General features: G+C 54.1%; 19 protein-coding genes. 7 read left to right on the forward strand and 12 right to left on the reverse strand.

What is annotated here, in order from left to right; translation table 11 throughout:
• Positions 1-120 precede the first annotated feature (120 nt).
• Positions 121-1,065 (forward strand): AraC family transcriptional regulator, encoded by a 945-nt coding sequence (locus YERSI8AC_RS04840; protein WP_138799709.1) that lies wholly within the window; start codon positions 121-123, stop codon positions 1,063-1,065.
• Positions 1,066-1,128: 63 nt separating this feature from the next.
• Positions 1,129-2,391: a dicarboxylate/amino acid:cation symporter gene (locus YERSI8AC_RS04845; protein WP_138799710.1), complete on the forward strand. Its 1,263-nt coding sequence runs from the start codon at positions 1,129-1,131 to the stop codon at positions 2,389-2,391.
• A 44-nt stretch (positions 2,392-2,435) separates the two neighbouring features.
• Here the strand turns inward: YERSI8AC_RS04845 and YERSI8AC_RS04850 are convergent, their stop codons facing one another.
• From YERSI8AC_RS04850 to YERSI8AC_RS04875, 6 genes are all read right to left on the reverse strand, one after another.
• Positions 2,436-3,452 carry a proline racemase family protein gene (locus YERSI8AC_RS04850; protein WP_138799711.1) on the reverse strand — a complete coding sequence of 339 codons (1,017 nt, stop codon included), beginning with the start codon at positions 3,450-3,452 and terminating at the stop codon, positions 2,436-2,438.
• A gap of 46 nt (positions 3,453-3,498) precedes the next feature.
• Positions 3,499-4,779 carry a TRAP transporter large permease gene (locus YERSI8AC_RS04855; RefSeq protein WP_138799712.1) on the reverse strand — a complete coding sequence of 427 codons (1,281 nt, stop codon included), beginning with the start codon at positions 4,777-4,779 and terminating at the stop codon, positions 3,499-3,501.
• Complete coding sequence (locus tag YERSI8AC_RS04860; RefSeq protein ID WP_022523624.1) at positions 4,776-5,273, reverse strand: TRAP transporter small permease; 498 nt, start codon at positions 5,271-5,273, stop codon at positions 4,776-4,778. The genes YERSI8AC_RS04855 and YERSI8AC_RS04860 overlap by 4 nt, the downstream gene beginning before the upstream one ends.
• A gap of 60 nt (positions 5,274-5,333) precedes the next feature.
• Complete coding sequence (locus YERSI8AC_RS04865; protein ID WP_022523623.1) at positions 5,334-6,320, reverse strand: TRAP transporter substrate-binding protein; 987 nt, start codon at positions 6,318-6,320, stop codon at positions 5,334-5,336.
• A gap of 183 nt (positions 6,321-6,503) precedes the next feature.
• Positions 6,504-7,481 (reverse strand): GlxA family transcriptional regulator, encoded by a 978-nt coding sequence (locus YERSI8AC_RS04870; RefSeq protein WP_022523622.1) that lies wholly within the window; start codon positions 7,479-7,481, stop codon positions 6,504-6,506.
• 192 nt (positions 7,482-7,673) lie between these two features.
• Entirely contained in the window at positions 7,674-7,847 is a 174-nt protein-coding gene (locus YERSI8AC_RS04875) for a YqaE/Pmp3 family membrane protein (RefSeq protein ID WP_009722289.1), read from the reverse strand.
• Positions 7,848-8,001: 154 nt separating this feature from the next.
• Between YERSI8AC_RS04875 and YERSI8AC_RS04880 the strand changes: the two genes are divergently transcribed.
• On the forward strand, positions 8,002-10,065 hold the full coding sequence (locus tag YERSI8AC_RS04880; RefSeq protein ID WP_138799713.1) for a TonB-dependent receptor family protein: 2,064 nt from the start codon (positions 8,002-8,004) through the stop codon (positions 10,063-10,065).
• Positions 10,066-10,158: 93 nt separating this feature from the next.
• Here the strand turns inward: YERSI8AC_RS04880 and YERSI8AC_RS04885 are convergent, their stop codons facing one another.
• From YERSI8AC_RS04885 to YERSI8AC_RS04895, 3 genes are all read right to left on the reverse strand, one after another.
• Positions 10,159-12,714: a glucose/quinate/shikimate family membrane-bound PQQ-dependent dehydrogenase gene (locus YERSI8AC_RS04885; RefSeq protein WP_022523620.1), complete on the reverse strand. Its 2,556-nt coding sequence runs from the start codon at positions 12,712-12,714 to the stop codon at positions 10,159-10,161.
• Positions 12,715-12,975: 261 nt separating this feature from the next.
• On the reverse strand, positions 12,976-13,974 hold the full coding sequence (locus tag YERSI8AC_RS04890) for an NADP-dependent oxidoreductase (protein WP_138799714.1): 999 nt from the start codon (positions 13,972-13,974) through the stop codon (positions 12,976-12,978).
• A gap of 242 nt (positions 13,975-14,216) precedes the next feature.
• Positions 14,217-14,597, reverse strand: coding sequence for a septal ring lytic transglycosylase RlpA family protein (locus YERSI8AC_RS04895; protein ID WP_027957199.1), 381 nt, complete (start codon positions 14,595-14,597; stop codon positions 14,217-14,219).
• A gap of 325 nt (positions 14,598-14,922) precedes the next feature.
• On the opposite strand from YERSI8AC_RS04895, the gene YERSI8AC_RS04900 reads away from it, so the two are divergent.
• Positions 14,923-16,368, forward strand: a complete 1,446-nt coding sequence (locus tag YERSI8AC_RS04900; RefSeq protein ID WP_159176220.1) for a hypothetical protein — start codon at positions 14,923-14,925, stop codon at positions 16,366-16,368.
• A 125-nt stretch (positions 16,369-16,493) separates the two neighbouring features.
• Here YERSI8AC_RS04900 and YERSI8AC_RS04905 read toward each other — a convergent pair whose 3' ends face one another.
• Complete coding sequence (locus YERSI8AC_RS04905; protein WP_138799716.1) at positions 16,494-17,372, reverse strand: DMT family transporter; 879 nt, start codon at positions 17,370-17,372, stop codon at positions 16,494-16,496.
• Positions 17,373-17,473: 101 nt separating this feature from the next.
• Between YERSI8AC_RS04905 and YERSI8AC_RS04910 the strand changes: the two genes are divergently transcribed.
• The gene (locus YERSI8AC_RS04910) at positions 17,474-18,346 is read left to right on the forward strand and encodes a LysR substrate-binding domain-containing protein (RefSeq protein ID WP_138799717.1); all 873 of its coding nucleotides are present in this window, start codon (positions 17,474-17,476) and stop codon (positions 18,344-18,346) included.
• A 129-nt stretch (positions 18,347-18,475) separates the two neighbouring features.
• On the forward strand, positions 18,476-19,033 hold the full coding sequence (locus YERSI8AC_RS04915; protein ID WP_009286892.1) for a cytochrome b: 558 nt from the start codon (positions 18,476-18,478) through the stop codon (positions 19,031-19,033).
• A 16-nt stretch (positions 19,034-19,049) separates the two neighbouring features.
• Here YERSI8AC_RS04915 and YERSI8AC_RS04920 read toward each other — a convergent pair whose 3' ends face one another.
• Both YERSI8AC_RS04920 and YERSI8AC_RS04925 read right to left on the reverse strand, forming a co-directional pair.
• Positions 19,050-20,855, reverse strand: coding sequence for a sensor domain-containing diguanylate cyclase (locus tag YERSI8AC_RS04920; RefSeq protein WP_138799718.1), 1,806 nt, complete (start codon positions 20,853-20,855; stop codon positions 19,050-19,052).
• A 206-nt stretch (positions 20,856-21,061) separates the two neighbouring features.
• Positions 21,062-21,928 carry a LysR family transcriptional regulator ArgP gene (locus tag YERSI8AC_RS04925; RefSeq protein WP_027957195.1) on the reverse strand — a complete coding sequence of 289 codons (867 nt, stop codon included), beginning with the start codon at positions 21,926-21,928 and terminating at the stop codon, positions 21,062-21,064.
• A 208-nt stretch (positions 21,929-22,136) separates the two neighbouring features.
• On the opposite strand from YERSI8AC_RS04925, the gene YERSI8AC_RS04930 reads away from it, so the two are divergent.
• A complete protein-coding gene (locus YERSI8AC_RS04930) occupies positions 22,137-23,432 on the forward strand; it encodes an imelysin family protein (protein WP_138799719.1) in 1,296 nt (431 codons plus the stop codon).
• The last annotated feature ends 80 nt before the right edge of the window (positions 23,433-23,512 follow it).

Below are 23,512 nucleotides of genomic sequence, written 5' to 3' on the forward strand. Positions count from 1 at the left end.
TCCTATTTGTTTGTTAAAGGTGGGCGGCGAGACAAGCAACACAGCATGTATATTGCTCTTATGGTGTTATTGGCTCTTAGGGTTGATTCAGGTGCGGCACGCATGACCAAGGTGGTTAACATGACACTGAAGAGCGATTCTGTGGTTTACAGCAATATCGTCGAATGCTTATACCAACTCGCACCACACGAGGGATATACCCAGTCGTTACTGGACGGCGTACGCTTTATGCGTTCTAACCGCCCGCTTAAAAACACCTCTGTGCTCTACGAGCCGAGTATCGTCATCATCTGCCAAGGCCGAAAGCGTGGCTATTTGGGAGATGAGGTGTATATCTACGATGCGCAGCGCTATTTGGTGCTATCAGTACCCTTGCCGTTTACTTCGGAAACAGAAGCCAGCCCTGACGAGCCAATGCTGGGTATTGCTATCCGCCTGGATGCGGTAGTAATCGCCGAATTGGTGACGATGTTGGAGGCGTCAGGCGAGTATGGGTTTGAGGCGCCGCGCGGCATGCTTTCAAGCCCGCTGGAAGAGCCGCTGGCAGATGCGACATTACGTTTATTGAATGCGCTTACCTCACCAACGGATGCGCATATTCTTGCCCCTCTTATTGTCAGGGAGATCTGCTATCGGGTATTGACGGGAGAGCAGGGCGGTAGTGTTCGAACAGCGCTCTCCCATTATGGGCAATTTGGTAAAATTGCTAAGGCGCTCAACCGTATTCATGCTAACTATGCCGATGCGCTGGAAGTAGCAAGCCTGGCGAATGAAGCTGGCATGAGTGCGCCAGCCTTTCACGTACACTTCAAGGCGGTCACCCAGACCTCACCTATCCAGTACATTAAATCCACCCGCTTGCACCATGCTAGGCTGTTAATGATACGTGATGGGTTGACGGCTGCCGCGGCCGCTAGCCGAGTGGGCTATGAAAGCCCCTCCCAGTTTAGTCGTGAATTCAAGCGCTTCTTTGGCCGCCCACCAGCGGAGGAGGTGCGCACCATGAAGGCAAGCCTTGATTTATTGCCGCCTACTCACCTGGTAGATATCGCTGTGCCACACTAATAGAGTGTGATGTACGCTTATCAAATTAGACCTACCAACTTCTTCAAATCTGTAGGGACGCAAATGACTCGTATATGGAAGGCCTATGCTCAGGCATCGTTGATTTTACGCGTCACTGTTGCGCTTGTTCTGGGCGTTGTCGTTGGGCTTATTGGTGGTGAGACAGTGGCTGTCTGGCTAGCGCCGCTGGGTGACCTGCTGCTACGGCTGCTTACTTTTCTGATTGTCCCCATTGTACTGTTTACGCTGATGGTGGGGGTGAATCAGTCCCGGGAGGGAAGAGCTGGCCGCGTGGGCGGCAAGGTGTTTGGTTATTACCTTACCTCTTCAGCGCTGGCGATCATGGTGGGCTTAGCGGTTGCCACGTTGTTTAGTCCCGGCAGCGGTATGACGTTGGATGAGAGTGCCAGTTTCTCGGTGCCCGAGAATCCAGGCGTTGTCGATACGCTGCTGAATATAGTGCCGGATAATATTATTGGTGCGTTTGCCGAACTCAACATGTTGGGCATTATTTTTACGGCGCTGGTGTTTGGCATTGCGCTGCTAAAAATGCGCCAGTCGGAGCGCCAGCATGCCATGGGGGAACGCCTTTATGGGGTGATTGAAGCGCTAAATGAGGTCACTCTAAAAGTAATGTCGGGGGTATTGCACTACGTGCCCATCGGCGTGTTTGCGATTGTTGCTGAAACGGTGAGTCAGCAGGGACTGGAAACGCTACTCTCACTAGGTGATATGGTGGTTGTACTTTATATCGCCCTGGCAACTCAACTGCTGATTTATTGCGGCATCATGCGGCTGTTTGGCGTGAAGCTGCGCACCTTTTTTCGCGAAGCCCGTACGCCCATGGCCACGGCGTTTGCCACCCAAAGCAGCTCGGGTACGTTACCGCTAACGGTTAATGCTGCCCACCGCTTAGGAATTCCCAAAAGCATCTATGGTTTTAGTCTGCCGTTAGGGGCTACTTTAAATATGGATGGGGCGGCGATTCGTATCGCCATCTCGGCGGTGTTTGCCGCCAACGTGATTGGTGCACCGCTGGATTTCATCAGCATGGTGCAAATAGTGTTGATCGGCACGCTAGTGTCGGTGGGCACGGCAGGGGTGCCGGGGGCCGGTATCATAATGATTGCCACGGTGTTTGCTCAGGTGGGCCTGCCAATTGAAACCGTCGCGTTGCTCACCGCTATCGATGCACTGGTGGGAATGGGGTGTACTGCGCTGAACGTGACAGGCGACTTGGTCGGCACCTCCGTGATAGCCCGTAGTGAAGGCGAGGAGTTGCAAGAGGAGCCCGTCGAAGACGCGGGCTTGGCAGTAAGAGGGTAGTGCGTTTATCTCCCCCCTGAGAACGACTTAGGGGGGAGATCGCGTTAACCAATCATAAAGCCGCGACCCACGGGGTCTCTCTCATCAATCAGCCATTTGGCATAACCGATCAGTTCAGCGGTACCTTGCACGCTTGGACGAATGGCAGAATAACCACCAATTTCGGTTTCACCCAATATTTTGCCCGTGAAACGGCCGCTTCCCAGCAGGCCTTCCGAGTAGATTTCCTTGTTCTCTTCCAGTTCATTTCGTGCGTGAAACATGGCCATCATGGCGCTGGTTCCAGTGCCACCAGGCGAGCGATCCAGCTTGCCGCCTGAGAACACATGGACGTTGCGGTAAAGTGAATCTGGCTGCGTTCCCTCATGCCAGAACGTAACGAAATTTAGACCATTGATGTGAGCATGTACGGGGTGACGAATCGTCATGCGTTTATTCAATTCTGCCTTGACCGCCTCTCCCGCCATCGAAAAATAACTGCCATTTTCGGGGCAGATGGGTTGCTTGTCAGATGGAATGCGAATGATAGCGAAGAAGTTGCCACCAAATACCAGGTCAGCCTTTAGTGTACCCAGCCCCGGAACGTCAACAGGAATGTCCTGCTCCATCACGAAGGCGGGCACATTTTCAAAGCGAGTCCAATGCACTTTGTCGGCATCGGCTTTGACCTCCGAGACGACGGTGCCAGCGGTAGTTTCAAAACGGATGCGTGTCATGCCGTCTTCTTGTGCTGGTGGCGCCAAGCGGTGAGAAACCATCGCCATGGAAAGGGCTATGGTGCCGTGACCACACATGTCGACGAACTGTTCGCCATCCATCCATAGCATGCCAGCGTCATGATGCTCATCGGAAGGTGGGGTTAGAAAAACACCAAACATGTGCTGGTGGCCGCGGGGCTCACGCATCAGGCTAGTGCGGACATGGTCGTGATGCTCTTTCAAATAAGCGCGTTTGGATAGAATGTTGCTGCCATACGGGTAGGGAATGCCAGCATGCACGATGCAGGTTGGCTCGCCTTCCGTATGGGTATAGATAACGTCAAGGAACTGTTGGTTTTTCATGGTTGCTTCTTCCTATGGGCTGTGCGGTTGGGTTATTAGTCTTGGGTTAAAGACCAAACCAGCGGGGTACGCTCATGACCATGCCAGCAGGCCAGACAATCACGGCGAGCAGCACTGCGAACATCACGGCAATGAACGGTAGGTTGGCGTAGGTAATGCGGATGATATCGACACGTGAAATCACGCTCGTAATAAACAAGGCGGCCCCGACCGGAGGCGTCTGCTGGCCAATACCCCAGCAAAGAATGACCACCATGGCGAACTGGAGAGGGTCTATGCCTAGCAATTGAACACTGGGCAGGAACAGTGGCACCACTATGAACATCATCGCGATGCCATCGAGGAAGGTACCGGCAATAATCAAGACGATGCTCAAAATCAGTAGAAAGCCGATGGGGCCCATATCCAGAGCTGCGATCGGCCCGAGAACTAGCTGCCCGAGACTTTGGTAAGTGAAGGTGTAGCCGAGTGTATGTGCCGCTGCCGTCACAAACATGACCGCACCGGTCAACACGGCACTCTCAACCAGGGCACGATAAAGCGCACGTAGTGAAAGCGAACGATAAAGCACCATACCAGCGAAGATGCCATAAGCGACTGCCACGGCGGAGGCTTCGGTCGGTGTGAAAATGCCGCCGAGGATACCGCCGAGGATGATGACTGGCATTAGCAGGGCCGGGAATGCACTGACCAAGCTACTGCCCAGTTGCCTGATCGAAAATGCAGCTTCGATAGGATATTGGCGTTTCACCGATATCCACCACGCCATCAGCATGAGTCCTATGGCAATGAGGAGCCCTGAGACTAGACCGGCAGCAAATAACGCCCCTGTCGAAAGTCCCATATAGGCACTCAATAATACCATGGGCACGCTGGGAGGAATGATGATGCCAATAGTGGAGGAGGAGGCAGTCACGGCGGCAGTAAAGGGTGCGGAGTAACCCCGTTTGACCATCTGGGGGATCATCACACCGCCCACGGCGGCCGTATCTGACATGGAGGTGCCGCTCATGCCTGCAAAGAACATGGAGGTCAAGATATTGACCGCCGCCAGCCCACCCCGTATGGCCCCCACCATGGAACGAGCCAGATCGACAAGCCGTGCTGAAATACCGCTGTGGTTCATTATCTGGCCCGCTAGAATGAACAGCGGAACAGCCAATAGCGGAAAGGACTCGGTACCTCGGTATAGGCGCTGTACCAGCACGAGCATATCGACACCGGAAAAAGCGAGTACGCCGATAGAAACAAGTGTCAAGGCGAAGGCGATTGGCATGGCCAGCCCAATCAGAGCCAGAAGTGCAAGTAGTATGACGAGTAGAATCATAGCTCTGACTCCTCCAGAGCGGCTCTTCGAGCGGCTTCATAGGGCGGTATCTTTGCCTTGGCGGCAACGACACACTGGCGAACCAATTCCAGCAACATGCCCGCGCCGGAGATAGGCACGGCGGAGTAGAAAAGCCACTGAGGTGCACCTAGCATCAGCGTTGTACGGTTGGAAAAGGTGAGTGTTTGTTCCAAGCCCCACACGATCATGATGACGCAGACCAGCCCTATCAGTGTCTGGTTGATAAAGAACAATACCCATTGACCGCGATAGGGAAGTAAGGCAGCGATAACATCAATACGTAGGTGAGCGCCTTGCCTGAGTGCCAGATAACCGCAGAAAAAGGTAATGTAGACCAGCAGACCCACTAAGACTTCGGCGCTCCACGATAGCGAGGCATTCAGGATGTAGCGCGCAGCCACTGCCGCTATTGCCAGGAGAGTAATGGCAGCCAACAGCAGTGCCGCGACCGCTTCAAAAAAACGATCAAGCATGGTAGTGCTCCCGGGAGTAGCGACGGGCAGGAAGTGCCCGCCGGGAAGTGTGCTCTGTCGTTAGGGGAGGTCGGCGATGCGTTGCACCATGTCACGTGCCTCTTGTGACAGTCCTTCGGTAAAGGAGTCCCATAGAGGTTGAGAGGCTGCTATGAAGGCGTCAGTGTCTACCTCGTTCACTTCCATGCCGTTCTCTTTTACAAGCTCCACGACGCTCTGATCCGCTTGTTCTCCAAAGTTAACCGTTGCCTCGAAGGCCTGTTCGCCACCCTCGAGTAGAGCTTGCTGAACGCTGGCATCAAGATCCTGGAAACGTGACTCGTTCATCAGCAGGAAGCCGACGGTGTAAACATGCCCAGAGAGTGAAAGGTAATCCTGTACTTCGTAAAAGCGGCTGGCCTCTACTTCGACGAGAGGATTTTCTTGGCCATCGAAGACACCGGTCTGAAGGGCGGAGTAAAGTTCTGGATAAGGCAGCGGGGAAGCGTTAGCGCCATAGGCATTAAACATCTCGACACGCTGGCGGCTGCCAGGGGTACGGATTCTTAACCCGTCAAGATCCTCAGGTTTTTCAATGGCATGACTATTGTTGGTAATATGACGGAAACCTCCTTCATAAAAACCGATAACACGGTAGCCTTGCTTTTGAAGCTTGTCTTTTAATTCTTGACCGATTTCACCGCTCAGGACATTGCTCACATGCTCCCTGTCTCGAAATAGATAGGGAAGTGAAAGAATACCCATATCCTCATCAATGGTAGTAATCGGCGTTTCAATAGTGGCGATATCTAACAAGCGTGTATCTATTGCTTCTATATTGCTGACTTGATCGCCAAGTGAACCAGAATGAAAAAGTTTTATGTCGGCACTGTTATTGGTCGCTTCTGCCACGTGTGCGGCTAGGGCATTCAACCCCGCCATCTGGATGCCTTGCTGGCTTCCAATGGTCGCCGCTCGAAGCTCTAGCTCGGCGGCAGCTACCTGGCCTGCCAAACCGAGCCCTAGGGCGAAGGAAGCAATATATCGTACGGAGGAAAGTGCTTTCATGGTGACGCTCCGGAGGTTGTTTTTGCGGGAGTCATGTCACGGACCTTTACGATCACGTGTCTCTAGAGTAGGTCTGCGCCACCATGATTTATAGAATAAAAGAGACAGAAAATTGAATTTTTTGGACGGATTGCGCACGTAGTAACTGTTTGAAAATCATGACAGCAGGCGGCTAACGAAGAGCTACAAACGTTTTTCCTGACGGCGTGACTGGCCTGGGCTACAAGCGAAATGCGCATGAAAGTCTCGGGCGAGGTGAGCGGCATCGGAGAAACCGCAGTCAGCGGCAATATCGGCAATTGAGCTGTCGGTATGGTGGAGTAGCCAGTCTGCATAGCGCAGGCGCATGATTTTGAAGTAGCGCATAGGTGTGATTCCCAGTTCTTGACGAAAGAGTCGATCAAGCTGTCGGGGGCTTAAATTGATCCGCTTGGCCAGGTCACAAGCACTTAGACGGGTATTCAGCGATTGCTCCATGGTGAGTACGGCTACCCGGACTCGCTCATCGCGAATTTCATGGATGGCTTCAAAAAAGTGTGTTTGTGGAGAGTTGGACGTACGCATGCCGTTTAAGATCATGTGACGAACCGCCTGCTGGGCCTTCTCGGGGCCACATGTGCGATGAATCAGGTGCAGGGCCATATCCGTTGCACCTGACGAGCCTGCACAAGTGATTACCCTGGCGGATTCCAGAAATATTCGATCGGGAGTGGCATCGATTTTGGGAAACTGTTGGCGAAAATCATTGATTACGTTCCAGTGCACACATACCCGTTGGCCTCTCAGCAGGCCTGCACGGGCAATGGCAAATGTGCCAGTACATACACCGACAAGTTTCACTCCTTTGCTATGCGCTTCCTTGAGATATTGACTCAGTGCCTGATCTTCGTGGGGATTGAGATAGTCATTACCACCACAAACGGCAATATGAGTGAATTCACCCGGTTCACGATATGGTGTTTGTGGGTGGGCCTCCAAGCCGCAGCTGGAGGTGATTGGGCCGGGCCCCATGATCTGCCAGCTACAGTGGATTTGCCTGCTTCGGCCACCCTTGTCGGCAGCCAAGCGCAATGAATCGATGAACCCTGCAAAGGCATTCATGGTAAATAGCGGGAGTAGGATAAATCCGACGCGCAGAGGCGGTTGATGGCCCAATGGCATAGGGGCGAGGCTCTTGATGGTGAGTGGGCACGACTCCTTAGAGTATGCCCTGAGCCAGCCTAAGGTGCCATGGCCGGACTTTACGCATATCCATACGCATAGTGGTCATCGATAACGATCCCATTTGAACCCAAACAGGCGCCCCTACATAGAGACGCCTGTTTAGTTAAAGCAATCTACTGCTCTCGGGTATCAGTGCTTCAATATCACATAAAACGCATGAATAATGCCCGGTACGAAGCCAAATAGCGTTAGAATAATATTCAGCCAGAAATGCCCTTTAAAACCGACCTCAAAAAATACGCCGAGTGGGGGAAGTATTACGGCAAAAATCATCTTGATTGGATCAGTCGCTGTAAACGCCATGAAGCCTCCTTTGCTTTCATTGGTGTAACTTGTACAAGTGTAGGCACGATCAACTTATTTATCCATGCCTTGGCTAATTTCCTGTGACTGGCCAAGTAGGCAATCGTTCAATTCCGCCATTTATTTCCGCTCTACGCTGTTTGGGAGGGACTCCGTGTTCATCAAAGTGCCATTAAAAGTAACCACCACGTCTTTTTGTTTATTAAGCTGTCTTGGCGCAGGCCAAAGCTGGGCGCAAGAGAGCCCGACAACTGATAACACGCTAGCCACACTGCAAGTCACAGCGCCACGACTATCGCGAGAGCTTTACGCCACGCCCGCTGCGGTTTCAACGCTCGACCGTGAGGCGATTGCTCAGGGACAGCAGCGCACACGGCTGGATGAGGCGTTAGTGCGAGTGCCTGGCATGTTTTTGCAAAACCGCGATAACTTTGCCCAAGGCCAGCGAATCTCCATTCGCGGCTTCGGCGCTCGGGCGCCGTTTGGCGTTCGCGGTATTACCGTGATGGTGGATGGCATTCCGTATACGTTACCCGATGGCCAGGCACAGTTAGATGCCATTGATCTGGACAGCGCTGAGCGCATCGAAGTTATCCGCGGGCCCTCTTCGGTACTTTACGGCAACGCGGCGGGTGGGGTAATTGATGTGACCACCGCCGATGGCCGCGATAACCCTGGCTCAAGCGTGCGAACCGAGGTGGGCAGTGATGGCTACCGTAAGGCGGTCGTACAAACCGGTGGAGCCCAGGGTGATTGGTCGCACCATGTGAGCTTTTCGGCACTCAATGTGGATGGTTATCGGGAACAGAGCTCTACGGAGAAATACCTGCTGAATGCCAAACTGCGCCGAGAGTTAGGCAGTGATCGGGCGTTAACCGCGATTATCAACCTGCTTGAAAATCCCCGTTCCGAAGACCCTGGCGCGCTGAACGCGCGTGAAGTGGCCAGTGGCCGTGATCAAGCAGCGCCAAACTCATTGGCGTTGGATGCAGGACAGAACGTAGATCAGCAGCTTCTTGGCTTACAGTACGAAGATTTATCCGCCGGCCCTGGTGAGTTCTATTTAAAAGGCTTTGTTGCGCAGCGTGATTTTGAGCAGCAGCTACCCTACGTGGGCGATAGCCGTATCGGCTACCAGCGTGATTATCTGGGCGCGAGTGCTGAGTATCATCATGAAGTCAGCTTGGGCAGCCTGCCGCTGAGCTATATCACCGGTGTCGATGTGGCGCGTCAAGACGACGAGCGCTTTCGTAATGCGGTAAATGGCCAAGGTGTGGTCGGCGAGCAGTTGGCGGAAGAGACCCAAACGGCGACCTCCGCTGGGGTATTTGCCCAGGGCGATTTAGCGCTGACCGAGCAGGTAACGCTCTCGCTTGGCGCACGCTTTGACCGAGTGGAGCTAGAAGTAGATGATCGCTATCAGGACGATGGCGATCAAAGCGGTGACCAGACCTTCAATGAGTGGAGCGGTTCGGCGGGGTTAAGTTACCGTTATCGTCCGCAGCATCAAGCCTATATCAATACTGGTACGGCGTTTGAAACGCCTACGTTCTCCGAGTTTGCCAATCCGGCGGGCGGTGGTTTTAACCCGTCGGTGTCGCCGCAAAAAGCCTGGAATCGTGAAGTGGGGCTGCGGGGCTACGTTGAACCACTGGCCATGGATTACGATCTGGCGCTATTTTCGGTGCGCGTGCGTGACGAGCTCGTGCCGTATGATGACGGCGGTCGCACCTTCTACCAAAACGCAGGCGACACCGACCGCGACGGTATCGAGCTGGCGCTGGGCTGGCAGTTGGCCGACCAATGGCGGTTGAATAGCGCCGTTACGCTGGCGAGCTATGAGTTTGATCAATTTGCTACACCAACTGAAAGCTTTGGCGGGAATCGCATTCCTGGCCTGCCCGAGCAAACCTGGGTCAATCAACTCACTTGGCAGGGTCTGGATGAGCGCTTTGCCACGCTGGAAACCCAGTACGTGGGCGATATGGTGGCGGACAACGCCAATGAGACAGAAGTCGATAGCTACTGGCTAGTGAACCTGCGGGTGGGTGATGGTTGGCAGTTGGGAAGCGATACACGGCTAAATGCGTATGTGGGCGTGCGCAATCTCTTAGATGAAGAGCACTACGCCAACGTGCGCTTGAACGGCACCTTTGGTCGCTTCTATGAACCTGCTCCGGGGCGCAGTGTGTATGGCGGTTTAGAAGTACGCTTTTAAGTCGAAATACTGCAAGTAAATAAAAACGGGCGGCGCTCATTCATTATTGCTGAGGCCGCCCGTTCTCGTGGGTGATAACGCTAAGTTAGCCGTTTACTCAGGCAGAGCGTAACCAATCACGTAATCGCCCATCTTGGTGCCAAAGGTGCCGTGTCCACCCGCCGTGACGACCACATACTGACGGCCATCCTGGCCGGTGTAGGTCATCGGCGTGGCTTGGCCACCTGCTGGCAGGCGTGCTTTAAACAGCTCTTCGCCAGTAGTGATGTCGTAGCCGCGCAGGTACTGATCCAGCGTGCCGCTTAAGAACGACACCCCGCCAGCCGTCGTCAGCGGGCCGCCTAGTGCAGGAACGCCGACGTTCAAGCCAATCGGTAGATCAAACGGCATGCTGTCGCGTGTGGTGCCATTGCGGTGCTTCCACACCACCTCGTTACTTTGCAGATCGATACCGGCTACATCGCCCCAGGAGGGCGCTTGGCAGGGCAGGCCGAGCACTGAAAGCAGCGGGCCAAGCTCAACGGCATAAGGTGCGCCTTCATTGGCTTGTAAACCCTGTTCGCTGGCAGAGCCTTGGCCTTCTTCTACCTCTTCACGAGGAATTAACGTAGACACAAACGCCAGGTATTTAGCGCCAGTGAAGAGCGCTTGGCGCTCGGGATCAACGGCCACACCACCCCAGTTCATTACACCGACATTACCTGGATAAACAATACTGCCTTCCAGCGAAGGTGGCGTGTATTGGCCCTCGTAGCGCAAAGAGTTGAACTGAATACGGCACATCATTTGATCAAACGGTGAAGCGCCCCACATGTCGCGCTCGGTGAGCGGCGGTGGCAGCAGGTTAAGCGCTGAACGCGGCTGAGTCTCGGCGGTCCAGTCGCCTTCCACGGCGCCCTGAGGTGCAGGAACCTCTTCAATGGGCACAATCGGTTCACCGGTTTCACGGTTCAATACATATAGGCTGCCCTGCTTGGTCGGCTGAATAACCGCGGGCTGGGTGCCATCACTAGTGGCCAGGTCAATCAGTACCGGTTGCGCAGGTGAGTCCATATCCCATAGGTCGTGGTGTACGAACTGGTAAACCCACTCAACCTGACCATCTTCCAGGTTGAGTGCCACTAGACCCGCGCTGTAGGTTTCATCGTTCTCGGTGCGGTCAGCGCCATACTGGTCAGGCGTGGCGTTACCCATTGGCAGGTAAACCAGGCCTAGCTCTTCATCAACGCTGATCGGTGCCCATACGTTGGGGGAGCCGCGGGTGTAGGTTTCGCCTTCTGGTAGCGGGTCGGTGTCGTCGGGATTACCGCTATCCCAGTTCCATACCAGCTCGCCGGTATGCACATCAAAGGCACGAATAACGCCTGAGGGCTCGTCAATGGAACTGTTGTCGGTGACGTGGCCGCCCAGAATAACCAGATTTTCGGTTACCGTCGCAGGGGAGGTGGAGTAGTAACCGCCCGGTGAGAAATCGCCAATATTGTTGGTGAGATCGATTTCTCCGTTATTACCAAAACTGGCACACCGCTCACCCGTATCGGCATTCAGCGCAATCAAGCGTGCATCCGCCGTGGGTAGGTAGAGCCTGCGTGGGCACATGACGTCGGTCTCGCTGAGCATGGGTTGCTGCGGGGCGCCGTTTTCTTCTTCAACACCAAACAGCAGTGACAAGAAGGAGAGATCCAGACTGAAAATATCGCTGTCATCGAAGATATCAAAAGAGAGTGCCGTTGCACTGTTCGGGGCAGCGTCACTGTTCGTCACTTCTGTGCTATCGGTTGCAGAGTCATTAGTGTCAGTAGAATAGTTTGCGGCGTCATAGTAGGCGAGGCCGCGGCAGGTCATATGTGCCCAGCCAGAAAAGTCATCCGCCCCCATGGTGCTGATCTCGGGGTCAAATGCCCAGAGGGTTTCACCGGTCTCGGGTGACAGCGCCATTGCCCGGCTGTGAGAGGTACAGATATACAGGCTGTCATTCACTTTCAGCGGGGTATTTTGATTGGTGATCTCCGGGGGCGCATTGGGGCCCGCTTTGTCACCGGTTTGAATCCGCCATACCTCTTCAAGCTCGCCGATGTTTTCCGGCGTAATTTGATCAAGGGAAGAGTAGTGGGTGCCTGCATTGGTGCCGCCATAGGCGGGCCAATCATCGCCCGCCACTTGGGCAGGGTTTACGCTATCGGTCGTTGATTGGTTGTTAGCGGCTAGCGACCCTTCGATAGTACCGGGATCGTTAAACTGGCTGGCAATGGCCACGATAACAGCGGCAGTAATGCTGCCAACAAGCGCCAGACTGCCGCCTTTTGAGTGTAGTGGCTTACGCCACCAGGGCAGGAGCAGCAGAATACCTATTAAACAGAGAATGGCAACGCGAGGCACTAACTGCCACCAGTCGAGACCAACCTCCCACAGAGCCCACACTAATGTGGCAAAAAGAATCAGCGCGTAGAGCCACAGAGCGGCGCCTTTGCGCAGGGCAAATAGAATGCCGCAAGCAATAATGCTAAGCCCGGCAATTAGGTAGTAGGCGCTGCCGCCTACGCTGACGAGCTTGCTGCCGCCAAAAGCAAGCACCAAGCCGATAATAAATAGTAGCAGGCCAACTATAATAGCTGGCCATTTACTGTGAGCGCGCGTGCTTTCTTCCATGAGATTTCCCCTAGTGAAACGTACTTAATACGTTAATGCATGCCGCTTAAACCCTAAATTCAAGCAATAAGTGCCAAGCGGCGAACCCGCAACGCGCTTTAACCCATCGGCGGCGCCGATGGGTTAAAACACACCGCTATGGTGGATGATTTTAATAATCAATTCGCTATTGGTCTAACGATTTGATGTTTTTTTCTAAGGCGGGTGCCCTACCGCCAGGGTAGTTAATGTCGCGGTAGGGTTAGCCAGAAGGCGTGAGGTTTATAGCTTGACCAGCATTTTACCGGTATTGCCGCCGTCAAACAGGGCCAGGAATGCATCGGGGGTGTTCTCCAGGCCTTCTTTCACTGTCTCTTTATATACCAGCTTACCTTCCGCTACTTGGGGGGCTACTTCGTTCAGGAAATAGGGGTAGCTAGCCCAATGGTCAGCCACAATAAAGCCCTGCATTTTGGCCTTGCGCACTACTAACTGAGAGAGATTGCTCGGGCCGGGGGTAGGCTCTTTTGCATTGTAGCTGTCGATCATGCCGCATACGGCAATCCGCGCACCTTCATTTAGCTGGTTCAATGCTGCTTCTAGGCAGATACCGCCGACGTTTTCGAAATACACATCAATGCCGTTGGGGCTGGCGAGCTTAATGGCGTCGCTTAACTCCTGTGCGGGACGGTCACGATAGCTAACCGGTTCAACGCCCAATGATTCAAGCCAGGCCAGCTTATGCGCAGCCCCGGCAATACCGACCACATGACAACCTTTGGCTTTGGCCAACTGTACTGCCAGGGAGCCTACGGCACCGCTAGCCGCGCTAACCAACACATTGTCACTCGGCTTGCATTCGGCAATCAGGTTGAGGCCAGTCCAGGCGGTCATGCCAGGCATACCGAGTACGCCCAGATAGGCTTGTTCGGGAACATCGATATCGGGTAGCGGCGTGACGCCCTGCGCAGGCAGTTGGGCAATATCCCGCCAACCGCCCATATGGCTCACTTTGTCGCCCACTTTTAAGCTTGAATCATTGGTCTCGATGACCTCGCCAATGGCACCGCCTTCCATCGGCTTGCCGAGTTCAAACGGCTCCACATAGGTGCGAATGCCGCTCATGCGACCACGCATATAGGGATCTACGGAAAGCCAGCGGTTGCGAATACGCACTTCACCTTCGGCTAGGTCGGGTAGGGTTTGTGTTTCCAGCTTGAAGAGCGTGCGATCGGGTAGGCCTTTGGGATAATCGGTAAGCGTATAGAATTGTGACTGCATGGATTTGTCTCCTGCGAATACTGAGCGTGTATCGAACTCCTTGCAGCATAGAGACCATTAGCCTGCTTGCAAGTTCGTTAATGTATCGGGAAGTAAGTCACAAGAGGTAAGCCATATAAAGAAACAAGGTGACCATTGCTGGTCACCCTGTCTGTTGACTACTTTAAGATAACGATGCTTCGTGTGCTGTCGCATTGATTAGGCTAATGGGTATCACACAACAACCAAGGATGTGTTATCCGTTAATCCAACAGCGTTACCATCACTGGAGCTGTACCGCGGCGAATCATGCCAAGCTTCGCTGCCGCGCGTTTAGATAAATCAATAATGCGTCCTTGAATGAAAGGGCCACGATCATTGATCAGTACTTCTACCTCTTGCCCCGTGTCCGGGCGTGTCACCAACACCTTGGTGCCAAACGGCAAACTCGGGTGGGCGGCGGTCAACGCCTGCTGGTCAAAGGGCTCTCCACTGGCAGTGGTCGCTCCTTGAAAGCGGTCACTGTAAAAGGAGGCGACGCCTTCCTGCGTTTCTGTTTCATGTGCAAAAGCACTATTAGCAGCGCTACTTACCACTATCGCTGCCAAACAAATCGTTCGGATCAGTCGTTTTTCGGCTCCCATGGGAGTACCTCGGTTTTGCTTGTTGCGAATCCCGCACTCTTGATGAGGTGCCTGAATAGGCTTTTCGATACTACCCTTGTCGCAACGAGTCAGCAAGCTTTGAGAAGATCGATGCAAATAGGTTCAATTTCAAGATTTTTAAATCTCTACTTATGTGGCCTTGGGTTTCAGTGACTTATCAACCCAGGTATGAAATGAATAGAGAAAGCACTTTGTGCAAAGCAGCATTCTTCATGAAACGCTCACTTTAATTGAGTAAGCATCTTATAATCACTGACACTTATCTAATTAATGATTGTCATTGCGACTCAACAAGGAACCGCTCATGGCTAGATCTTCTTCGTTTACGTTTGTATTGGTGGCGATCGGTGGCGCAGCCGTTGGTTTTCTCGCTGCTCAAATTATTCCCTTACCGGGGCAAACCGCCGATGAAGCGCCTGACGAAACTGCTGAGACAACTGATCAGCCGTCCGTTGCCGAGGCTATTGTTGGCCTTGAAAAGCTCACGCTTGATGAGCGCATGCGTGGCGAAATAACCTCGGCCAGCGAGCTGAACGGTAACGATGGCAGCCGCTTCATGCGCTACGCCATCGCACTGGAAGAGGATGAGATTGTTGAGATTTCTCTCAACGGAGCCTTGCAAGGTGTTGTGGCGCTTTATGATGATCAGCTACAACTGCTCGATAATGCCCCTATCGTTCGTCACCGTATAGAAGAGAGCGGCGACTATGTAGTGGTGGTTAGCGGTGCCGATGCCCACAGTTATGGCCCGTTTACCGTTGTCAGCCGAACCGTTGAGCTGACGGATGCTGACACAGTGGCAGTGGGCGAGCCCATCGATAGTTGGCTGCAAGGGGATGCCCGTGAAATCACCTTGAACATAGAAGAGGCAGGCCTCTACCAACTGGAAATGCGCTCTGACGACTTCGACGCTTACCTGGAGATTGAAGGGCCGAACGGTTACGCCCGCGAAGACGACGACAGCGCCGGTGATTTAGACGCGCGCATCGCTGATTTCCTTGAACCCGGTGAATATACGCTGACGGCACGTAGCGCCTACGATGATGGCAATGGCGTTTATACGCTTTCAGTAGAGCCTCACGAGTTACCGGGTGATGGTGAGCTGCGTAATGATGGAGCGCTCACTCCCGATGACTCTCTCAACGGCTGGTTTAGTGGCCAGGGGCTTAGTTACCAAGTAGAAGTAGAAGAAGCAGGCATGTACCAAATTGAGATGCGCTCCAGCGATATCGATTCCTACCTGGTGCTTGAAGGGCCTAACGGTTACTACCGCGAAGATGATGACAGTGCCGGCAATCTGGATGCTAGCATCGCTGATTTTCTTGCTCCCGGTGAGTATCAGCTAACGGCACGTACTGCCTATGGCGAGAGCAGTGGCATGTTTACGCTCTCCATGGCACCGCGTGATATGCCAGATGTTAATCTGCGTAATGAAGGCACGCTTACCCCTGGTGAAGCGCTTAACGGTTGGTATAGCGGTGAACCGCTGACGTATCAGTTGGAAGTAGAAGAGAGCTCGTTAGTGACGTTGGAAATGCGCTCTGACGATTTTGATACCTTTATTGAGATCAGTGGCCAGGGTTTTGTCGCCAGCGATGACGACGGCGCGGGCGGTACCGACTCACGGCTTCAAGAGCAGTTGCTGCCCGGCACTTACACGGTAAGCGCACGCGGGTTTAGCGCTACCGGTAGCGGCTTATTTGAACTAAGCCTCGACATGGAGCCGACGGACATTCCCCCAGAGCTTTAATTGTTAGCGTTAATCGATAATACCCAGCGCCCCTGTTGCTTATCGTGATAGGGGCGTTGGTTTATTGGTCGATGGTGAGGAGTAAATGGTGAGGCGTGAGACGTAAATAGTTAGGCGTGAGGAGGTTAACGGCCAGCTTTGAGGCAGCCTGCCACTACCAGCACGGTCGCGGCGGGTAGGCGCCAGTCGAGCACGCTCATGCCTGCTAGCACCAGCAGTAGGGCGGCTAGAATCGGCACGCCATACGCCAAGCTGCCCACAAGGCTCGCGTGCCCCCAGCGCAATGCTTTATCCCAGGCCACCATGGCTACTCCGTAAGGCCCTAAACCCAGTGCGATGCCCGCGAGTAACGCTTCACCGCTGGGGAGGGCGAGGGTGCCTTCCAGTATTAAGCTGGCAGCCACGGCAATAGCGCAGGTAATCAGCAGTAGCCGCGGCAGCAGGGGTGTTAAGGCCACTGGTGCAGCTTGGCTTAACCATGAATAGATCGCCCAGCAGCAGGCGGCCAGCAGTGCTAGCGCGTAGCCCGTGGTGGCACCACCCAGCCCTCCACTGATGGCTTGAGGAACCAGCAGTAGCGCAGCGCCTGAAAACGCAATCAGAGCGCCGACCACCCCTGCGATGCGTAGGCGGCCAAAATGGCTCCATTGGCTGAGCAGCACGAACAGCACAGGCCACGTGTAGGTAATTAGCGCCGCTTCGGCGGCGGGGGCTAGCCGCATACCAATAAAGTAGGTGCTGACGGCGCCAAAGATGAGCAGTGGGATACCCACCCAAACGCTGAGTTGCCAACCCACGCCGCTGGCAGCGACGTTTACGCGGCGGCTTAATGGTAGCGTCGCCAATGATCCCGCTAACAGGGTAACGGCAGTTAACTGCAAGGGCGGTGTCGCTTTGGCAAACTCAGCCAGCAGCGGTGCCGAACTCCAAAGCATCACGGCCACCAGCGCCGCACCAACACTGTACCAACGTGGGAATAACGCAGGGGAGTGAACGGGATGCATAAGAGTTCTCCTTGATTTGAGCATGTACCGAGCAGCATACTCATCATCAATGCATCACAATATCGATCTTTTGTGATCGTTTTCATCAAGCTTGGTGATATATGCGTGCCCCCACGTTAGACCTAACCCTGCTACGCACCCTGGTGGCGATTGCGGACACTGGGAGTGTGACCGCAGCTGCTAAACGGTTGGCGTATACCCAGTCCACTGTGAGCATGCAGCTCCAGCGGTTAGAAGCGCAGCTCTCGCTCACGCTGCACGAGCGGGAAGGGCGGCGAATACGCTTTACCTCAGAAGGTGAACGCTTGCTTAACCACGCCCGACGGCTATTAGCACTTAACGATGACGCGTGGAGCGATATGCAGGCGCGCCAGGTGACAGGCGATCTTACCCTCGGCATTCCTGAAGATTACGCTTCGTTGCTGCCTTCGGTGTTTGCCTACTTTCATCAGCTCTACCCCGCCGTGGGGTTAAAGGTGATCTGCGGCACTAGCGCGCATCTCGTTGAGCAGGTTAAAGCTAAAGAGCTGGATCTCGCTCTGGTGACCCGGCAGCGCAACTCGCCGGGCGGCGATGTGATTCGCCGGGAACCGCTGTTGTGGGCAGTCGGTATGAACCAGCAGCCGCTGCTAAGCGACCCGTTGCCGTTGGCGCTCTACTCACCGGGAGCTGACGTATTCCGTGAAGTGGCCGAGCAGGCGCTGCAATCGGCGGAGCGCAGCTGGCGCGTGGCCTATACCAGCCAATCCATGGCAGGGCTGGCGCCAATTGTGACCGCTGGGCTGGCCATCGTGGTGGTGACTCGCAGCATGCTAACCCCTGCACTGAGACCGCTGGATGAGAGCAGTGGGCTGCCTGCGCTGCCGATGATTGAGTTGGCGCTGCACCGGGCGCCGCACCGACCTTCGGAGCCTGCGCGCCGTTTGGCAGAGTTAATACGCGATCAACTGGCAGTGCCCGAACAAGCGTTATAAAGTGGCTTTTGAGACCAAGTAGAGCCTAGGTAATGCTTAGCGTTGATGGCCGTGTAGTGCTTTAATCAGCGTAAGGGAGCGTTACTGACTAGAATGAAGAGCAAATGAATTGGCTGTTAGGAGCACTGCATGCACGAACTGGATCACTATATCTACCCGCATCGGGTGTTGCACTGGCTGGTGGCTGGCGCGGTGCTGCTCTCCTTGGCCAGCGGTTTAACGTTAGGCTTTTTGGGCTATGAACGCACCCTCGCTCTAGTCGGCAATATGTTGACGAACTTGCTGTATACCAGCCATAAGACGCTGGGTGTGCTGATCCTGTTGCTAATGACGCTACGTATTATTACCCGCCTGGCCTTTGTGGTGCCTGACCATGAACCGCCTCTAAATGCCTTCGAGAGGGTGGTGAGTACCAGCGTTCACCATTTGCTCTACTTGGCGTTGGTCGTTATGCCTTTATTGGGCTGGGCGGCTACCGCAAGCGGCGGCTTTCCCGTGGAGTTTTTCCACTGGCATTTACCCGGTCTGATTGGCGAGCGCGAGCAACTATCTGAACAACTCTTTATGTGGCATGGGCGCCTGGGGTGGGCCATTTTAGGTTTGGTGGTACTGCACGTTGCCGGTGCCATGTTCCATTGGAAAATCAAACGCGATAACGTTATGAAACGTATGAGCCTGTTTGATTAATGACCAAGGTTAATACCTAACTCGCCGAGCCGTAGCGATAGAACTCTACCGCTTGGCGTGATTTGACAGCGTACATATGGCTATCGGCTTCACGCAGTAAACTCTCAAGAGTGGCGCCCTCTGTTCCCTGGCAAGTGCTTACCCCAATGCTCACGCTAACACTAACTCGCTCGCCGCAGGGGAGTTTTATGGGTGAGCGAATGGCTTCGTCGATACGTGCCTGTATATTCTCAAGCGTATCGTGAGGTTCGATGTTCTCCATGATAATAATAAACTCATCACCACCAAAGCGTGCACAGTGGTCACCGGTACGCGCCATATGGGCAATACGTTTGGCAATTTGTTGTAAGACAAAATCACCTGCCTCATGGCCGTAGCAGTCGTTAATGGGTTTGAAACGATCCAGGTCAAGCATCAGGAGCGCCAAGCGATGGCCGTTTTGACGATTACGCTCCAGAGCTTCTGCGGCGCAGCGCGCCAGGCCATGGCGATTTAATAAACCGGTCAGCATATCGCCGTTGGCTAAATGCTCTAGCGCTTTAGTTCGGGCAGCGACTTTTTGTTCCAGCACGGCTTCCTGCTTTTTTAGCGCAGCTAGCATAGCGGCTTGAGCGCGCTCTTTTTGCCGTTTAAGTTTGTTAAAGCGTGATGCCAGTGCAAACGAAAGCAGTAACATTTCTAGCGCTGAGCCAATTTGAATGCCGTGTAGGGTAATAAAATTAGCCGGCAGTATGCCCAGATTGCGGAGTGCAAAGACACCTGCACCCAGCAGAAATAGCGACCACGCAAACACGAAGAGTCTAGCGCTGGGTATGCGTCGAAAGCTGCAGTAGCTGCCGCATATCAGGAGCAGTAAAGCCGCCATAAACCCCGTCACATCCATTAGGTGGAGGGCCGCAGGAATGGGCAGCAGCAGCGAGGCAATGACGGCGAGCCAACAGTAGCTGCGAAAGGTGTTTAATACCTGGTGCCAGCGTGGGCAATACGTCTCTGTGTTTAGGAAGCTCTGCGCAAACAGTGTGGCCATGGTAGAGGCAAAGGTGAAACCGAGCGCCACCAAGCGAGATGTGTTCTCACCCAGAAAACTCCAAAACATGAGTGTGCCAATGCCGTTAAACGCCAGAATGGCAAGTCCAAAGCCAGCGACAAATAGCGAGTAGTGAAGAAATATGCGCTCTTTTAAGCCGAAAAATAGCAGTAAGTTATATAAACCCATCGCCAGCAGCATGCCAAAGTAGGTCGCCAGCCAAAAATTATGACGATCATTTTGGGTATAAAACACCTCTGGCGTTAATAAGTTATAATTAAGCATCTTGCTGCCTGAGGCAGCCACATGGGTATACAGCGTGACGGTTTCAAAGGCGGCCAGCTCCAGTGGAAAAACCGCCTGCCGGTGGGCGAGCGCGCGTTGTTCAACGGGAACCGCGCTGCCGCTTTGCTGCACATCGCGGAGTTGTTGGCGAAGCGTATAAAGGGTAACGTAATCCAAGAACGGGTATTCAAACTCCACCATCCAACGCTGGGGTTCCGACGAATCATTGCGCACCTGAGTGCGCAGCCACACATCACCACGGGTATAGCCGAAATTTAAATCTTGGGCTTGGTGCGTGGGTGTAAAAGTACGCGATTGGGCGAGCAAATCGTTAAGCGTTACAGACTGTTCGTCGGCGTGCCAGAACTCGTTATAAGGGGCAAGTGAATAGCTCGCCTGGCTTGGCGATGCGGATAGGAGAGTATTTGCCTGCGCCCAGGGCATAAAACAAACCGCAAGCAGCAGTAATAAGCCGGTGTAAACACCCGCTGTTAAACGTTGTGCATGCATAGGGTATCGCTTTTTTCGTTTTTTTACCCCGTTCGCTGTTCCCTGGGTTCCCTTACCCGCCGGGGGCCGCTAATTCGTCGGCATAGCGCTCAGATGCGGTTTGCATGCCACCCCGCTCAAAAGCAGCTCAAATTTCCTTGTGCCGTACGATAAGCTCTTTGAGTGTAGTTGGCTTTGGTGAAAGGAAACGTTGAAAACTCTCATGCTTAAGTCATAGCACGACTTAAATGTTGCGTAAGTCGTTGAATGAGTTGCCCGCTGTGGCGCCAAAAATGCCAGTACAAGGGCACTGCTAAAAAATGACCGGGAGCAACACTGGCTAGTTGGCCACTGGCCATTAATTCGCCGACCTGCAACTGAGGCATCATGCCGTAACCGACCCCGGCTGTGGCTAAGCGCACAAACCCTTCTGAAGATGGGCAGAGGTGATAAGGAAAGTGGCCGTGATAGCCGCACTGAGCAAGAAAGCGATGCTGCAACTGATCGTGAGGGCCGAAGACGATGGCTGGCGCGGATTGAAAGCTCTCTTTGCAAGGGCCTTCTGGAAAGTAGCGTTCGATATAAGCCGGTGTCGCCAAAGGGTGGTAGCGCATTTCTCCCAGCGCAACACTGCGTGCACCGGCTATCGGTTGTGGTGTGGCGCACAGGCAGGCCGCTACATCGCCATCGCGCAAGCGCTTGAGTCCGACATCCTGGTCTTCAATCACCAAATCCAGCAGTAAACCCTCCTCTTGGCAGATCGTGGCAACGGCCTCGGCCCACCAAGTGACCAAGCTATCCGCATTGATAGCAATCCGCAGACGCGGCGCCTGGTCATCCAGCGTGGGTAGGGAGCCGCGGAGATCGCGCTCTAATAGCTGTACTTGCTGGTAATGGGTCAACAGCCGCTGGCCCGCAGGGGTCGGCGCTAGATGAGGAGAGCGTATAAGCACCGGCTGCCCAAGGCGAACCTCCAGTGCCTTAATGCGCTGGGAGACAGCTGACTGCGAAAGCCCCAGTACATCGCCTGCGCGCTCAAAACCGTCGCACTCCACCACGATTGCCAAGGCATGAAGCAGTTTATAATCCAGCATGTCGGTTTTCCCAAGGCAGCAAAAAGTGACACAGAGCAAAAAATGGTGATGAAACGGCGTAGTGCTCTCTATTTAAGATCAAATAGGATTGAATCTCATAGGTCAATGAATTACATTTCAGGCAGGGCTAGAGCACCAAAACCCTCTCGGGTTGCCTAGCACTTTATGTGAGTAGTTTCTGTAATGCCACAGCCTAAAGGACACTGTAATGCCCGCCATCATGCTCCGTCGCCCTCTTGCTGGCATCGTTGCGCTTAGCGCGCTGATGCCTTTTGCCCCAGTTGCTGTCGACACCGCTGCTGCTGACACCGTTAGCGCTGACGCCGTGGTTAAACACTACGCCGATCTGGCTCATGCCAATTACGCCGATGCACTGAATGCTGCCCAAGCATTGAACGAGCGTATCGACGAATTGCTCGCCAATCCCACGGCCGAAACCCTGAGCGCAGCCAAGCAAGCCTGGCTGCAGGCGCGGGTGCCTTATCAGCAGAGCGAAGTGTTTCGTTTTGGTAATGCGGTGGTGGACGATTGGGAAGGACAGCTCAACGCCTGGCCTCTGGACGAAGGCATGATCGATTATGTCGAAGGCGACGACTACCAGCATGAGCTGGGTAACGAAGGCGCCACTGCTAATATTATTGCCAACGAGCAAATCACTGTCGGCGGCGAAACTCTGGACGTTAGCGACATTACCCCAGCATTACTCGCCGACCTGAATGAAATTGGCGGTTCGGAGGCTAACGTCGCCAGCGGCTATCACGCCATCGAGTTTCTGCTCTGGGGGCAGGATCTGCATGGCTTTGAGGAAGGCAACGGCGAACGACCGGTGAGTGATTACCAAACCGGCGATGACTGCACTCATGGCCACTGCGATCGCCGCCGCAGCTATCTGGACGCGGTGTCCGACCTGCTCGTTGACGACCTTGAGTGGATGGTGGCCCAGTGGGCGCCGGAAACTGAAGGCAACTATCGCCAGGAGCTGCTGGCGGAGAGCGATCAGGAAGGCCTGCGCCGCATGCTGTTTGGCATGGGCTCGCTGTCGCTTGGCGAGCTGGCGGGTGAGCGCATGAAGGTAGCGCTGGAAGCCAACTCTTTTGAGGATGAACACGACTGCTTCAGTGACAATACCCACAACTCTCACTACTACAACGGCCAGGGTGTTCAGAATATCTACACCGGCAGCTATCAACGCCTTGATGGCAGTGTGGTAGAGGGGCCTTCGCTGCAAGACTTACTGTCTCAAGCAGATAGCGAGCTAGCCGACACCCTTGGTGCGCAGCTTGAAGCCACCATGGCGAGGCTTGATGCTATCAAGCAGGCGGCTGAAGCGGAAAGCTCGCCGATGGCATTCGATATGATGATTGCGCCGGGTAACGAGCAGGGCAGTGAATTGATCAACGAGGCGATTCTCTCTCTGGTGGCGCAAACAGGGTCTATCGAACAGGCCGCAGGTGAACTGGGCGTGACCTCCCTACAGCCTGATGATGCCGGTCACCGGTTCTAGAGCGGACTAGCGTCTACTATGAGCCGCCGATAGTGTTGCTATCGCGCGGCTCTGTTGGTTTTGTCAGTATCTTCCTTCTC

Source organism: Halomonas sp. 113 (assembly GCF_904067645.1).
In the GTDB taxonomy this organism is placed as follows: Bacteria; Pseudomonadota; Gammaproteobacteria; order Pseudomonadales; family Halomonadaceae; genus Vreelandella; species Vreelandella titanicae.